Raw genomic sequence first — 14,447 nt, forward strand, 5'->3', positions numbered from 1 at the left:
AGCGTTCCGGCATCGTTCGACGCCCATGCGATTGCAATCGAAACGGGACTTCACTAGACTAAGAGGAACGACATCGGCGCGGCAGGTGCGGCGGAAGCGGGGGCAACGGGAAAGCATGGATATTTTCGATATCGCGAGGTTGGCGGGCGTCTCCCGCAAGACGGTGCAGCGGGTGCTGAACGATGCGCCGAACGTGAGCGAGAAGACGGCTGCGAAAATTCGGGCGATCATGGAGGCTCACAATTACGAGCCGAACGCGGCGGCGCGGGGGCTGGCCTCGAAGAAGTCGAATACGATCGGGTTGTTCATCGTACAGGACCGGCGGAGCTATACGTTGTACTCCGACGACTTATTCTTCGGAGCCGTCATCGGCGCCATGATCAGCCGCTCGGCGGAGCGCGGGTATAAGACGCTCGTTTCCATCGAAGAAGCATCCGACGTGGAGCCGCTCCTAAGCTTGTACAAGCAGAAAAGCATCGACGCCGGGTTGCTCGTCAGTTGGTCCGAGATGCAGCGGACGGTCGAGCGGATCGCGGAGGCGGGCTTTCGCATCGGCGTATTCGACCAAAACAATGTCCGAAGTCCCGTCGATGGGGTGCCGATTCCGCGGCTGGACGACTACGCGAGCGCATACGCGGCGGGCGAATATTTGCTTGGGCTCGGTCATACGGACATCGGCATCGTGACCGGAGATATGGCGATCCCTTGCACCGCCGAACGGCTGAGGGGCTTCGTCGACGCGGTGCGAGGCCGAGGCTTGAACGTGCGCGACGACCGCATCCATTATGGCCGCTTCATCGAAGCGAGCGGCCGGGAAGCGATCGAACGATGGACGTCCGGCGGCGGTCTGCCGAGCGCCGTCTTTTGTTCGAACGACCTGATGGCGTACGGCGCATTGAAGGCATGCGCGGACAGGGGCGTGTCGGTGCCCGGCGCGTTGTCCGTCGTCGGCTTCGACGATCTGCTGCTCGGACAGTATACGCACCCGCCGCTGACGACGATGCGCGTCCCGCGCGTGGAGATGGCGGTTCAGCTGACGGATGCCGTCATCGACGTTTTGGAAGGGCGGGAGTCGGGGGGCGAACGGCGCGGATTTCAAGCGGAGCTGATCGAGAGACAATCATGTCGGCCGGTTTCCTGATTTTGCAAAAATATCGATTGACGGGAAAGTGGTTGCAAGATACAATTTCGTTGTAAATGTCCCACGTGGGACAATGGAGGAGGCGACGATGAAGGGCAGCGGCGGAACGCCGCGATGACGGTTCATTCTTACGAAGCGAGGTGTTCAATCCATGAAGCGACGATTCCTTATGCAAGGACTGGCTTGCACGCTGGCCGCCGGATTGGCGTTGTCGACGCTGCTTCCCGCAAGTGCGACGGCGGAGAAAGGGAAGACCGAGAAGCCGCTCTGGACGCAGGTGTGGGGCGATGAATTCGACGACGGCGCGATCGACCGGTCGAAGTGGACGTTCGACTTGACGAACGGCGAGTCCGTCGGCAATCCGGGCTGGGGCAACAACGAGCTGCAATATTATACGGACCGGGCGGACAACGTCAAGGAAGAGAACGGCAAGCTCGTGATCACCGCTCGCAAGGAGGCGTACGAGGGCTTCTCATACACGTCGGCTCGGATCAAGACGAAGGGCTTGTTCTCGAAGGCGTACGGAAAGTTCGAAATTCGCGCGAGCGCGCCGACGGGCAAGGGGCTCTGGCCGGCGATCTGGATGCTGCCGGAGGATTACCGGTACGGCGGATGGGCCGCTTCCGGCGAAATCGATATCATGGAAGGCTGGGGCAGCCGGCCGCGAACGGTCGCCGGCACGATCCACTACGGCTCGCAATGGCCGAACAATACGTACACCGGCAAGGAATACGAGCTTCCGAACGGGTCGACGATTCAAGACTTTCATACCTACGCGATCGAATGGGAGCCCGGCGAAATTCGCTGGTACGTCGACGGCGTCTTGTTCAACACGCAGAACGATTGGTACAGCGTCACGGCCGGTCAACCGGCGAATAACGCTTACCCGGCGCCGTTCGACGAGAAGTTCCACCTGCTGATCAATCTGGCCGTCGGCGGCAACTTCGACGGCGATCCGACGGCGGAGACGCCGTTCCCGAGTTCGTTCGTCATCGACTACGTTCGGGTGTACGAATTGACCGGCCGTCCGTACCGGGAGCCGGTGCCGCCTTCGATTCCGAAGGAGGCGTATTTGCCGGGCGCGAAGCTGCCGCTCTCGGACGGCAACTTGGTGTACAACAACGACTTCACGATGAACGAAGAGGGCGATCCGGGCATGGGCATTCCGGGTACGGCGCATTGGGCGCTGTACGAGGATCCCGGCGCGTCGGCCGACGTGACGATCGAACCGATCGACGGGGGCAACTTCGCGAAGATCGCAATCCAAAGCGCAGGCGTCAACTCGTACTCGATTCAGCCGCAATCGATCGTGTCGCTCGCGAAGGGCCGCTTCTATAAGCTGACGTTCGACGCGAAGACGGATACGACGCGGAACATGAACGTCCGCGTGACGGGCGGGGCGTCCCGCGGCTACGCCGGATACTCCCAAGGGCTGACGGCCGCGTTGGACGGCGAATTGCGAACGTACGAAATGACGTTCCAAATGAAGCAGGAATCCGACAACGCGGCGCGCATCGAATTCAATCTAGGCACGAACGATCGTCCCGTCTGGATCGGCCGCGCGCGGCTCGTCGAGATCGAAGGGATTCCGTTCGATCACGATTCGCCGAAGGCGCCCCTGGGCGACGGCAACCATGTGTACAACGGTACGTTCGACCTCGGCGAGCCGAATCGCATGAGCTTCTGGCACGTGCTGACCGTCGGGAAGGCGGCGGCTACGGCTTCGGTCGATCCCGAGGCGCGCGAACTGGTCGTGGACGTCTCGAAAGGCGGGCAAGCGGATCGTGACGTCCGGATCCTGCAGCGCGGGCTGTCGCTGTTGGACGGACATGATTACGCCTTGACGTTCGACGCCGAGGCGTCGAACGCGCGGGAGCTCGTCGTCGCCCTCGTCGACGCGGACGGAGGGGTGATTGCATCGACCCCGGTTTCGTTAAAGTCTCCCAAGCGGAAGCGGGAAATCGCGGTCGCGTTCGACGACGTCGCGGTGTTCGGCGATCCCGGCGCCCAACAGCTCGTCTTCTTCCTCGGGGGCAAGAGCGGTTCGGTTCGGCTGGATAACGTGAAGCTACTCCGCACCAGCGTATACTTCCCGTCGGATACCGCGTTCTATCCGCTTCGGAACGGCGACTTCGGGGCCGGCCTGCAGTTCTGGGGAGCCGCCGTCGACAGCGGCGGCTCGGCGTCCGCGGCGGCGGCGAACGGGGAGGCGAACGTAACCGTCGTCTCGCAAGGCGTCAACCCCTGGAGCGCGATGTTCATTCAAGGCGGACTTCCGATGAAAGGCGGCCTCGATTACGTGGTTTCCTTCGACGCCAGAGCGACGGTCGCCCGGAAGGTCGAGGTCATCGCGGAGAACGCGTCTTACCGTCGGTACTTCGATCGAACGATCGACGTCGGGACGGATCCGAAGTCGTTCCGCTTCGAGTTCCGTATGCCGCAGGACGACACCGTCGATCTGAAGTTCCTACTCGGCCTCATCGCAAGCACGACGGCCGTCCCGACGCCGCATGACGTCACTCTCGACAATATAACGCTAGAAGTCAAAGACGCTCCGGTCGCGCGGCCGCCGACGTTGATTCAAGATTCGACGAACAACCGCGTCGGACAGCCGATCGAGCTGACGTTCGGAGACGATGCGGCATGGCGCGGCGCGATTCGATCGGTCGCCGTGAACGGCGCTCCGGCGGCCTATGCCGCCGCGAAAGGAACGCTCGAGCTCGCGTCGTCCAACTTCACGGGAGCAGGCAACTATACGGTTTCCGTGAAGGCCGAGGGCTACGCGGAGGCGACGGCGAAGCAAGCGGTTCTGGCCGCGGACGGAAATCTCGTGGCGAACGGGAGCTTCGACGACGGAACGGCGGGTTGGAGCACTTGGTCCGGCGAGGGCGGGGCGGCTACGCTCCGCGCGGAGGCCGGCGCAGGGAAGATCGACGTCCACAGCGCCGGCTGGCAGAGTTGGGCGAACCAGCTGTACCAGGAAGGCATTCCGATGTCGGCGGGCAAGGCGTACGAATTGAAATTCACGGCGTCTTCCACCGTCGATCGGCCGATCGTTGTCGAATTTACCAATACGAGCGGCGGGCAAGCCTCGTTCCCGTTAACCGCGGAGCCGACCGTCTTCGCCAAGACGTTCGCGGTGTCGAGCGCGAGCCCGCTGAAGCTGAATTTCCTGCTCGGGAACGTCTCGTTCGACGGTACGGCGACGCCCGGAGAAGCGCATACGATTACGCTGGACGATATTCAGGTGCGCGAAATCGAGCAGTGACGTACGCAGGCGCCGGCCGACCGGCGCCTGCCTGCTCGTTCGTTCAGACGCACCCGCGATGCCCGCACTGCGGACAAGCGAGGCAGACGACGGCAGACGCTTCCGCGGGCACGGAAATCGGATATTGACAGCATTCGCAAGGTACAAGTTTAAATTCGGGTTTCTTCGGTTGTTCATTCGGTTTCATGGTTGCATTCCTCTTTATGCGAATATGTGTTCTTATAATAGAACACTTGTTCTTAGAAATCAAGTGGGTATGGGTTCTTCCGCGACGCATAAAAACGATGCCGATCGCGAATCATAACGAATGCGCGTCAATCAACCAACGGGAGGTTTCTGCGATGAGCAAAGCAGCTTTGTGGTCTTGGGTTGCGGCGGGTTCTGTCGCTGGGGGCGCGATCGCGTATGCGGCGTCCACTCGGAAAAATCCTTTGAAATCGATTGTGCGCATGTGGTAAGACGAGCGAAAGAAACCTCTCCGATCGAGAGGTTTCTTTCGCGTTTCCGGAAAGAGCCATGGAACATTTTTCGAAAATATATTTACCTCGGGAACGATATTTGATAATATAATCGCAATATTCAAATGCGATGACGAGACGAGTAAATAATGAATTCTTTCGCAGAGAGCTCCGGGCGCTGAGAAGGAGTAAAGAGTTCTTTATTGAAGAAAACCTCCGAGCAGCGCACAGGAACCTTGATTCGGGGATGGTGCGCCAGGAGCTCCTGTTACAGAGCTAGAGTATAAGCATTCCGTAGGAATGCCGTACTTGAAGAGGCCGATATGGCGACATGTCGGCGAATTTGGGGTGGTACCACGAGAATCCGAATCTCGTCCCTAAGACGAACGTCTGCCGTCTTGGGGGTGGGATTTTTTTATTTGTCGTACAGGCAACCGCATGGCGTACCGAACATACGGTACACCAAAACAAACGCAGAAACCTCAATTAATATCGAAAGGATATGAATCTCTCATGACGCAAAAACTAAAAGCGGGCATCGTCGGCGGCACGGGTATGGTCGGCCAACGGTTCGTAGAATTGCTCGACCAACATCCTTGGTTTCAAGTCACCGCCATTGCGGCCAGCGCCGGCTCGGCCGGCAAGACGTACGAAGAGGCGGTTCAGGGCCGATGGAAGCTGAAGAGTTCCATCCCGGAAGACGTGAAGAGCATCGTCGTTCAGGATGCGTCCAAGGTGGAAGAGGTCGCTTCCGGAGTCGATTTCGTCTTCTGCGCCGTCGACATGCCGAAGAAGGACATTCAGGCGTTAGAGGAAGCTTACGCGAAAACCGGCACGCCGGTCATCTCCAACAATTCGGCGCATCGCTGGACGCCGGACGTCCCGATGGTCGTTCCGGAAATCAATCCGGGTCATATCGACGTCATCGCGGCGCAGCGCAAGCGCCTCGGCACGTCGACCGGATTTATTGCGGTGAAGCCCAACTGCTCGATCCAGAGCTACGTGCCGGCGCTGCACGCGCTGATGGACTTCAAACCTACGAAAGTCGTAGCGTCCACGTACCAAGCGATTTCCGGAGCGGGCAAGAACTTCGCCGATTGGCCGGAGATGATCGATAACGTCATTCCGTATATCGGCGGCGAGGAAGAGAAGAGCGAGCAGGAGCCGCTGCGCATCTGGGGCGGGATCGAGAACGGGGAGATCGTCAAAGCGAGCGCGCCGCTCATCACGACGCAGTGCATTCGCGTTCCGGTCACGGACGGCCATCTGGCCACGGTATTCGTCTCGTTCGAGAAGAAGCCGTCGAAAGAAGAAATTCTCGCCCGCTGGTCGCAATTCCAGGGCCGTCCGCAGGAGCTCGGTCTGCCGAGCGCGCCGAAGCAATTCATCACGTACTTCGAAGAAGAGAACAGACCGCAGACGAAGCTGGACCGCGACATCGAGCGTGGCATGGGCGTCTCGGCGGGACGCCTTCGCGAGGATACGATCTACGACTATAAATTCGTCGGTTTGTCCCACAATACGCTGCGCGGCGCGGCGGGCGGCGCCGTGCTGATCGCCGAGCTGCTGAAGGCGGAAGGGTACATTCAAGCGAAATAATCGCGCATAAACAAGCAAGCCCTCGGGTGTTCCCCGGGGGCTTGCTGTTTTTTTACGACTAAGCGTTCAGATCGTACAAGCCCGGGCTGTGTTCGTTCGGCGCTTCCGGCAGGATCGGCACGGGATGTCCTTGCGGCGGCGGAACGACCGCCAGATCGCCGCCGTTCCGACTCGGCGACGGGCCGTTGTAAATTTCGCCGATTCGCGTCGGGTCCAATCGGAAATTAAATTGCGCGTTATGAAAGCCCATCTCCACGTACTTGCGGCATTCCGGATACTTGTTGATATCGTAATTCGGCACCGGGAACAACTTGCCCCAGTTAACGCCGAGCGTCTCGAGCGCCTTGGCGAACGCGTTCTGATGCGCGTTATCCCGTACGATCAAGAACGCCAACGTTTCCCGGAACGTCTTGTTCGTGCTCATCTCATAGATGCGCGACTTCTGCAGCACGCCCGTGGATTCAAGCACTAGGTTATCGAGCAAGTCCGTGATCAAGTTGCCGTGGTTATATACGTAAGTGCCTTGCCAAGGGAGCCCGGCGGCGTCGACCGGCAGGGAGCTCTGCGCGCCGACGATGAAGTGATGCGGGTTAGCGGTCTTGACGGCGTCGTTCAGCGGAGCGCCGTCCACGCCGGCGTTGCCCGGAACTTGCTCCCCGGTCCCGGCGAGCAGTTGATTAATGGTGTGCTGCACCAGCTCGACGTGGCTCAGTTCCTCCAAGAACACCCCGCGGATCAAGTCGCGATATTGCGTCGCGTTGCCGCGGAAGTTGTTGCTCTGGAAAAAAAACTGCATCATCGTGCGCATTTCGCCGAACCGGCCGCCCAAGATCTCCTGGATGACCTTCGCCGCTTCCGGATCCGGCTTGTCCGGAACGATCATGTTGATTAAGTCTTCTTTATAAAAATACATCCGTAGTCCCCCTTGTTTTTCTTCAGACGTAGTTTGCTTTCTGGGTCAGGAACCTATACCGCCCGGGATGAGATCGTTCCGGCGCCATGCGCGTCGGCGCGGGCCGCTGAATGTCCCGGAGCAAGATAGGGGAACCTATTGCCGGAAGCTGGGGACGGAAGGAAGCGTTCGCGTGGACTTTTTCAAAAGCCAAGAGTCGTTGACGGCCCTGGAATGGATTATGCGCAGCGTCGTCGGATTCGTATTTTTGATTTTCGCCGCCAAGATGATGGGGCAGCGTTCCATCTCGCAGCTCCGATTTCTTGATTTTATTATCGCGCTCACGTTGGGCAACATTATCGCCCACCCGCTTTCCGACGAGCGGCTGGGACTGACGGGATCGATGATTACGACGGTGTCGCTCGTGATGTTGTATATCCTCGCGATTTGGCTCAGCTTGAAGGTGCCGAAGTTGAAGCAGTTTTTCGACCCGGCCGCCGTTCCTCTGATTCGGAATGGGGCGTTGGATTATCGGAACCTTGCGAAGGTGAAGCTTCCAATAGAATTCCTGTATGCCGAACTGAGGAAATCGAACGTGGAGGACATCGCGAAGGTCGATTACGCGGCCTGGGAGCCCGGCGGCATGCTGTCGGTGTTCGTAAAGCCGGAGTATCGGCCCGTGACGCCGACCGATCTGAAGCTCCCCGCGCCGCCCTTCAATTTGACGAGGCCGATCATCGCGGACGGCCACATCGAGCATGCGCTGCTTCGAGAGATCGGCAAGGACCGCGAATGGCTGGAGCGGGAGCTTCGTCCTCACGACGTCCGCCGTGTCGTCTTGGCGACGGTGGACGGCAAGCTTAGAGTACAAGTGCATGCGGTTCGGGACGGGAGGGGCAAACCCATCGCGTGACAAGTTACGGAAGGCGCCCGACGATTCGGGCGTCTTTTTTTTCATTCGAACCGCAACTTTCCAACCCTTGGAAACGTAAGCGCTAAAGAAGTACGCCGAGACGGATTTTCCAAGGGGGAACGGACAATGTCTTCCATCATGAAGTCGATCATCGTCGCCATCGCGGCCGAAGCGCTGATGACGGCGATTGTCGCCGTAGGGATTTACTATGGCGTCGGCGTGTTTCCGTACACGTCCCCGTGGACGTCTGGAACAACCCAGCCGGAGCCGACGCTGCTCCACTTCACGCTGCCGATCGGCATGCCGACGCTGCAGGAATTGAAGATGCCGCTCAGCTTCATTCGCCCGGAAGGGCTGGGCTTCGGCGTCGTCGGGTTCGTCCTGTCCGCCGCGGCGATGCTCGCGCAGAGCTTCGCCCGAGGCGCCTATTTGGCCGGCTTGCAAAGCCACGCGATGCACGGGGAGAAAGCCGATATGCTGCGCGCCGGGCGGCATTTTTTCTTTCGGATGGCAGGGTGGACGATGTTTCAGCTTGTCGCCGGGTGGATCGTTTTCTTTTGCGCCGCCGTCTTTTTCCCCTTAGCCCTGATCGGCATGATCGTTCTGTTCGCCTATTCGCTGACGCCGTATTTGATCGTTCTAAGGGACGCCCCTTTGTCCGATGCACTGGCGAGCGCCCCGGGCGTGTTTCGCCATGCCTTCCGGAATCTGCTTCCCTTGGCGATCGTCGCGGCCATCGTTACGGCGCTCTGCGGAAGCGCGCGGGTTGCGCCCGAGCCTTACGACTACTTGCTTTGCCTGATCATTTACGTGCCTGCAGCGACGTATTTGATCTATGAGTTGATGCTTCGGATGCATACCTTCCTCAGAGACAATAATACGCCGCTCCCGAGACTTAAGCTCCTGGAACGGCCGAAACGGTTCGCGGGATGGGCGTGGGCCGCGCTGCTGCTCGTCGCTCCGCTCACGGGAGCCGCGGCCGCCTCCGGGCAGCTGTACGCCCCGTTGACGCTGACGAACGGTCCGGCGAAGGAACTCGCCGGGCTATCCTTCTGGAACGACTTCACGGCGGCGTACTCTCTTTCGGACCAGCGATACATCACCTACGGCTGGAACGATGCCGGCGCGAACCGGTTGAGGATCTCCATGCCCAGGTTCGGGGACGGAGAGGGGCCCGATATGCTGCGCGGCACGGCGGAGGTGACATGGGCGCTGTCGCAGGAGAGAGTCATTCGATCGGGGAATTCCTCCCACACCTTCTTAGAGGAGACGCTGCGAACGGACCGGCTGTTCTACAGCCTGAAGAAGACGTCGACGTCTACGGGCGAGTCGTATTATTCCAGTCGCGAAGGAACGGCGCATCTCTTGACGTCGGGCGGGAACCTAAGAGAGCCCCATGAACTGGAGATGATGGTGAGCGGAGACGGTAACAACGTCTTCCTGTTGCTACATCCGACTCGATTCCCGGCGGACCCCGTCTGGCGGGTTTCGAAGGACGGCCGGTATTTGGTCCCGCTGACGAATCGGATGAACGCCGGCGACTTCCGCTACTTTTGGTTCTCGACGGAACCGAAGGCGGAGGAGGCGTTCAAGATGATCGCGGAGAAAAACAAGGATACGCTGCTCGGAGCGCCGGCGCCTTATCGGCTGCTTCCGTATGCGCTGCAGGAGGCGGACGGGGAGATGGTCGCGACGCTCATCGCTATGACGCCCGAAGCGGTCCGCGAGTCGGTGCCGGCTTGGGACGCGCGGCAATGGACTTCCTACCTGCGCGCGAAGTACGAGGGGGCCGCATATGCCGAAGCGCTATCGTACTTGTCCAAGGCCGGCGAATACGACGGCCACGTCTGGGAGGAGACGACGCCGAAGACGGAAGGCGCTTCTCGTACTCGGATCGCGGTGCCGTTCCCGAACGGAACCGTGACGGTCGAATACGAAGAGAAGGACGGCGAGCTTTTGGAGCTGCAACTTTTTCCCGACGGGATCGTACAATTGGAAGAATCCAACAAGAAGGGATAAGGATATAGATCGGACGCTGTTCGTCCTGCCGTACGTCAACGCGACGAAGGCGGAGCTGTATTTGACGCTGCGCCGGAGCGCTTTGAACGAAGGAGTCTGCACGCAAGCGGAGCTAGGATTAACGGAATACGTATAAACGGGAGGCGTGGAGGGGATGTCCTTCTCTTTCTTTACCGCACTTATTCAAGGCTTCTACTTCGGTTTGATACTGCTCGTGGTCGTCGCGCTCGTCAGCGGCATCGTCTACATCGCATGGAAGAGGAAGCATGACGAGAGAGTGGAGCGAAAGCTGGACGAAATCGTCGATCTGTTGAAGAGGAACCCATAAGAAACAGTGCCGAACCGAAAGTATAGGTTTTCAATCGCCGATGAATTGTATACAATGTGAGTACAATATTGAATCTAATTCATGGCGAGGGATCGAGATGACGGAGAAGAAGCTGCAGCGGCTTAGGGTTAGCGAGAACAGGCGGTTTTTGGAAAAGGAGGACGGAACCCCGTTCTTCTGGTTGGGCGACACGGCATGGGAGCTGTTTCATAAGCTCGATCGGGAGGAAGCGGAGCTGTACCTGCGCAATCGCGCCGAGCGCGGTTTTACGGTCGTCCAGGCGGTGGCGCTCGCGGAGCTGGAAGGATTAACGACGCCGAACGCGTACGGGCGGTTTCCTCTTAAGCGGGGCGCGAACGGCGAATACGACCCTGCGCAGCCGGACGTCGTCGAGGACGGCACGTACGGATATTGGGACCACGTCGACTTCATCGTCGACAAGGCGGCGGAGTACGGCATCTACATCGCCTTGCTGCCGACGTGGGGCGACAAGTATAATCTCGCATGGGGCAAGGGGCCGGTCGTCTTTACGAAAGACAATGCGCGGGCTTTCGGCCTGTGGATCGGCGAACGCTACAAGTCTAAGGCGAACGTCGTCTGGGTGCTCGGCGGGGACCGGCCGCTCGAGACGCGGCACCATTTCGAAGTCGTCCACGCGATGGCGGAAGCGATCCGCGAGGCGGACGAGGGGCTTCACCCGATGACGTTCCATCCGGCCGGCGGCCGCTCCTCTTCGATGTACGTCCATGACGAGGAATGGCTCGACTTTAACATGATTCAATCGGGACACGGCGCCCTGCATACGGCGAATTACGACATGGTCGCGAAGGACTACGCGCTCTCCAAGACGAAGCCGACGTTGGACGGGGAGCCGTGTTTCGAGGATCACCCGGTCGGGTTCAAGGCGTCCAACGGTTACTTCGATGCGGCGGACGTGCGGAAAGCGGCGTATTGGGCGCTGTTCTCGGGCGCGTTCGGCCATACGTACGGCCATCATTCGATCTGGTCGATGACGAGAGAGCCGGCGGACTATTTCATTATGGATTGGAAGCAGGCCCTCCTCCGCCCCGGCGCGGCGCAGATGCGCCATGTCCGAACGTTGATGGAGTCGAGATCGGCCGCAAGCCGCGTCCCCGACCCGAGCCTACTGGCGGCGAATTACGACGGCGCCAATCGCCTGGCCGCGTGTAGGGGCGACGGGTACGCCTTCGTTTACAGTCCGAACGGACTTCCGTTCCGGGTGCGCCTCGGAGCGATCTCGGGCGAGCGCGTCGTCGCGACGTGGTTCGACCCGAGAACGGGAGCGACGGTGCCGGCCGGGGAGTCGGCGAACGAAGGGGAGCTGGAGGCGCGGCCGCCATCGAGCGGCCGCAACGAAGATTGGGTGCTGATGCTGGACGATGCGTCCAGAGGCTACGCAATTCCATAGAGGTAACGACAGGCTCCCTCGGCGCACGATGCCGAGGGAGTCGTTGCGTCTTCGGTGTTCGCGCGGATATTTCCCGAGCAACCGCAGCGTTCCCGTTCTTTCGACATCGCTCGGCTGGCCCCGTTCGTCTATCGGAGGTCGGATATGGCAATGGTAGTAACAGGATGAGCGAGAGAGAGAGGAGGGACGCTTACGACACATGACGAACCGCTGCGAAGCGCCGACGACAGTTGGTGGTGGTATCGCGCGAACCGGGAGGAGGACGCCGCGAAGGCGATGCCTCGCCCCGAGCTGCGGAGCTGGGCCGAAGGCGCGCAAGCGCGCAAGCATAATTCGATCCGCACGGTCTGGTTCGAGGCGGAAGGCAACGAATTGCAAGGCACGGTCGCGATCGTTCCCGACCCGCAGCATCCCGAGGAGAAGCGGCTGTTCCATTACCGAGTCGCGAACGACGCGTTGGCGACGATCGGCTTGGCCCGGCTGCTTCGCGAGACGATCGACGAGAGGCGGTTCGCGGACCGGCTGCTCGCCTGCGGAAGTCCGGTCGAGGGTTTGCTGTTCCTCCTGAACTGGATCCTAGAACATTATTTCAATTGGATGGACGCCTTCGAGCTGGAGCTGACGCAGGCGAAGACCAAGATGCGGGAGACGAACGACGGCCATCTCTTCGAGTACATTATGGACCTTAGATATAAGCTGCTTCATTGGAACGCTCAGGTCATTCCGCTGAAGGAGATCCGGTTCGCCGCGGAGGAGACGTTCCCTCGGCAGCTGGCGCACAGCGAGTCCTTCGCCGCTCTTCGCGTTCGCATGGAGCGGGTTCGGATGCTGCAGGAGGAATATATGGCCGAGATCGATTCGCTGCTCAAGCTGGACGACGTGACGGTCAACTACCGGGCGAACGACATTATGAAGACGCTGACGGTGTTCACCGTTCTATTGACGCCGATGACGGCGCTAGGAGCGATCTGGGGGATGAATTTCGACTCGATGCCCGAGACGGAGCGGCCATGGGGGTATCCCGCGGCGTTAACCGTCATTTTCGCCTTGATGGGCGGCATCTATTGGTACTTGCGGAAACAAGGGTGGACGAAGAACATCCTCGAGGTCAAGCTGGGCCGCAAGAAGAAGGGCGAGGGCGGTACGCCGTGAGGCAGGCCTTGGAAATATCGATGTATGCGGAACGTATGTTTGGTGTATAATATGAGAACATACATTCGCGGAAGGCGGTCGATACACATGAGGAACGAGCTGGAGAAGCGAATCGGGCGCGTCGTGACGATCATCTATGCGGACCGGAGGAACGGATTGACGAAGCGGAGAATCAAGCTGCTGGGGGTGGAAGGGAACGCCGTGAAGGCGTTCTGCCTGGAACGACTGGCGCCGCGAACGTTCCTTCTGCCGTCGATTCTGGCGGTGGAGGCGTATGCGCCTCCGGCCCAACGCCGGCCGCGACGCGAAACGGCGGGCGGCTATCACGCCTTGCGAGGGTAGGCATATGATGGAGCATCCGAGTCGAAGGAGTTGTTTCTCGAATGCCCATCTCACCGGGCACGCATGTGCTGTATACCGTCCGCGCCGGCGATTCGCTGTACTCGATCGCGAACGCCTTCGGAACGAACGTGCCATCGTTAATTCAGATCAATAGTTGGTTTCCCCCGGTGATCGATCCCGATCGCCTCTATCCCGGCCAAGCGCTTCTCGTTCGCTTGCCCGGCATGTCCGAGCAAAGCGCGGTTCAATATCAAGCGATCGAGGGCGACACGCTGTTCCGCATCGCCGAGAGATTCGGGGTCGGCGTCGAACTGCTGGCCGCGCTGAACGGAATGGAGCGGCCGGACATTCTCCGCGTCGCGCAGTTGATTTACATCCCCGCCTTCGTCTACGAGGTCGAGTCGGGCGATACGCTGTACGGCATCGCTCGCCGATTCGGCAGGTCGCTGAACGAGCTGATCCGTGCGAACCGGAACCGCCCCGGGTTTTCGCCGGACGTTGTGTATCCCGGCTTCCGCTTCGTCGTGACGCTGCCGACGTCGACGAATATCGCCGTGTTCCAGCCGCTTCCGGGCGCGCGCGTCGCTCCCGGAGAGCGGCTGTCGGGCGTCGCCCGCGCGTTCGAAGCCGGCGCGCTCTATCGCATCGTCGACGCGGCGGGCGGCGTCGTCACGCAGGAACGCGCCGTGACGGCGTCGGAGGGAGCGCCGGCGTTCGGCCGCTTCGACGCGGCGATCGCGTTCGATCGGCGCCCGGCGACGAGCGCGGGCACGCTTCTGGTGTATACGCGCAGCGCCAACGACGGCAGCGTGCAGGACTTGGTCGAAGTGCCGATAGCATTCTAATCGGGAACGAGAAGAAGAGACATCCCCGGCTGCCTGCCGATTTCGGCGGCGCGGGGATGTC

The 14,447-nt window shown here is 60.3% G+C and carries 11 protein-coding genes and 1 other annotated feature; of the genes, 10 read left to right on the forward strand and 1 reads right to left on the reverse strand.

What is annotated here, in order from left to right; translation table 11 throughout:
* Window positions 1–115: 115 nt before the first annotated feature.
* The 3 genes from RIN49_RS24695 (at window position 116) to asd (ending at window position 6,466) form a co-directional block, all read left to right on the forward strand.
* The gene (locus tag RIN49_RS24695; protein ID WP_309122809.1) at window positions 116–1,141 is read left to right on the forward strand and encodes a LacI family DNA-binding transcriptional regulator; all 1,026 of its coding nucleotides are present in this window, start codon (window positions 116–118) and stop codon (window positions 1,139–1,141) included.
* A gap of 151 nt (window positions 1,142–1,292) precedes the next feature.
* A complete protein-coding gene (locus RIN49_RS24700) occupies window positions 1,293–4,409 on the forward strand; it encodes a carbohydrate binding domain-containing protein (protein WP_309122810.1) in 3,117 nt (1,038 codons plus the stop codon).
* A 579-nt stretch (window positions 4,410–4,988) separates the two neighbouring features.
* Window positions 4,989–5,249 (forward strand) — a binding site (T-box leader).
* 131 nt (window positions 5,250–5,380) lie between these two features.
* Window positions 5,381–6,466: an aspartate-semialdehyde dehydrogenase gene (gene asd / locus RIN49_RS24705; protein WP_309122811.1), complete on the forward strand. Its 1,086-nt coding sequence runs from the start codon at window positions 5,381–5,383 to the stop codon at window positions 6,464–6,466.
* Between the two features lie 58 nt (window positions 6,467–6,524).
* Here asd and RIN49_RS24710 read toward each other — a convergent pair whose 3' ends face one another.
* Window positions 6,525–7,379, reverse strand: coding sequence for a manganese catalase family protein (locus RIN49_RS24710; protein ID WP_309122812.1), 855 nt, complete (start codon window positions 7,377–7,379; stop codon window positions 6,525–6,527).
* A 172-nt stretch (window positions 7,380–7,551) separates the two neighbouring features.
* On the opposite strand from RIN49_RS24710, the gene RIN49_RS24715 reads away from it, so the two are divergent.
* The 7 genes from RIN49_RS24715 to RIN49_RS24745 all read left to right on the forward strand — a co-directional run bounded on the left by RIN49_RS24715 (window position 7,552) and on the right by RIN49_RS24745 (window position 14,386).
* Window positions 7,552–8,271 carry a DUF421 domain-containing protein gene (locus RIN49_RS24715; protein ID WP_309122813.1) on the forward strand — a complete coding sequence of 240 codons (720 nt, stop codon included), beginning with the start codon at window positions 7,552–7,554 and terminating at the stop codon, window positions 8,269–8,271.
* Between the two features lie 126 nt (window positions 8,272–8,397).
* A complete protein-coding gene (locus RIN49_RS24720; protein WP_309122814.1) occupies window positions 8,398–10,290 on the forward strand; it encodes a hypothetical protein in 1,893 nt (630 codons plus the stop codon).
* A gap of 154 nt (window positions 10,291–10,444) precedes the next feature.
* Window positions 10,445–10,618 (forward strand): DUF4083 family protein, encoded by a 174-nt coding sequence (locus RIN49_RS24725; RefSeq protein WP_309122815.1) that lies wholly within the window; start codon window positions 10,445–10,447, stop codon window positions 10,616–10,618.
* 97 nt (window positions 10,619–10,715) lie between these two features.
* Window positions 10,716–12,047 carry a glycoside hydrolase family 140 protein gene (locus tag RIN49_RS24730; RefSeq protein WP_309122816.1) on the forward strand — a complete coding sequence of 444 codons (1,332 nt, stop codon included), beginning with the start codon at window positions 10,716–10,718 and terminating at the stop codon, window positions 12,045–12,047.
* Between the two features lie 276 nt (window positions 12,048–12,323).
* On the forward strand, window positions 12,324–13,199 hold the full coding sequence (locus RIN49_RS24735) for a magnesium transporter CorA family protein (RefSeq protein ID WP_309122817.1): 876 nt from the start codon (window positions 12,324–12,326) through the stop codon (window positions 13,197–13,199).
* 87 nt (window positions 13,200–13,286) lie between these two features.
* Window positions 13,287–13,541 carry a hypothetical protein gene (locus RIN49_RS24740; protein WP_309122818.1) on the forward strand — a complete coding sequence of 85 codons (255 nt, stop codon included), beginning with the start codon at window positions 13,287–13,289 and terminating at the stop codon, window positions 13,539–13,541.
* Between the two features lie 41 nt (window positions 13,542–13,582).
* On the forward strand, window positions 13,583–14,386 hold the full coding sequence (locus RIN49_RS24745; protein ID WP_309122819.1) for a LysM peptidoglycan-binding domain-containing protein: 804 nt from the start codon (window positions 13,583–13,585) through the stop codon (window positions 14,384–14,386).
* Window positions 14,387–14,447 lie beyond the last annotated feature (61 nt).

It is taken from the genome of Paenibacillus sp., from assembly GCF_031177825.1.
Classification (GTDB): Bacteria; Bacillota; Bacilli; order Paenibacillales; family YIM-B00363; genus Paenibacillus_AE.

Excerpts from the sequence above, each read along its gene's own strand:
- RIN49_RS24695 (WP_309122809.1), top strand. The coding sequence starts at position 116 with ATGGATATTTTCGATATCGCGAGGTTGGCGGGCGTCTCCCGCAAGACG.
- RIN49_RS24700 (WP_309122810.1), top strand. The coding sequence starts at position 1,293 with ATGAAGCGACGATTCCTTATGCAAGGACTGGCTTGCACGCTGGCCGCC.
- asd (WP_309122811.1), top strand. The coding sequence starts at position 5,381 with ATGACGCAAAAACTAAAAGCGGGCATCGTCGGCGGCACGGGTATGGTC.
- RIN49_RS24710 (WP_309122812.1), bottom strand. The coding sequence starts at position 7,379 with ATGTATTTTTATAAAGAAGACTTAATCAACATGATCGTTCCGGACAAG.
- RIN49_RS24720 (WP_309122814.1), top strand. The coding sequence starts at position 8,398 with ATGTCTTCCATCATGAAGTCGATCATCGTCGCCATCGCGGCCGAAGCG.
- RIN49_RS24725 (WP_309122815.1), top strand. The coding sequence starts at position 10,445 with ATGTCCTTCTCTTTCTTTACCGCACTTATTCAAGGCTTCTACTTCGGT.
- RIN49_RS24730 (WP_309122816.1), top strand. The coding sequence starts at position 10,716 with ATGACGGAGAAGAAGCTGCAGCGGCTTAGGGTTAGCGAGAACAGGCGG.
- RIN49_RS24735 (WP_309122817.1), top strand. The coding sequence starts at position 12,324 with ATGCCTCGCCCCGAGCTGCGGAGCTGGGCCGAAGGCGCGCAAGCGCGC.
- RIN49_RS24740 (WP_309122818.1), top strand. The coding sequence starts at position 13,287 with ATGAGGAACGAGCTGGAGAAGCGAATCGGGCGCGTCGTGACGATCATC.
- RIN49_RS24745 (WP_309122819.1), top strand. The coding sequence starts at position 13,583 with ATGCCCATCTCACCGGGCACGCATGTGCTGTATACCGTCCGCGCCGGC.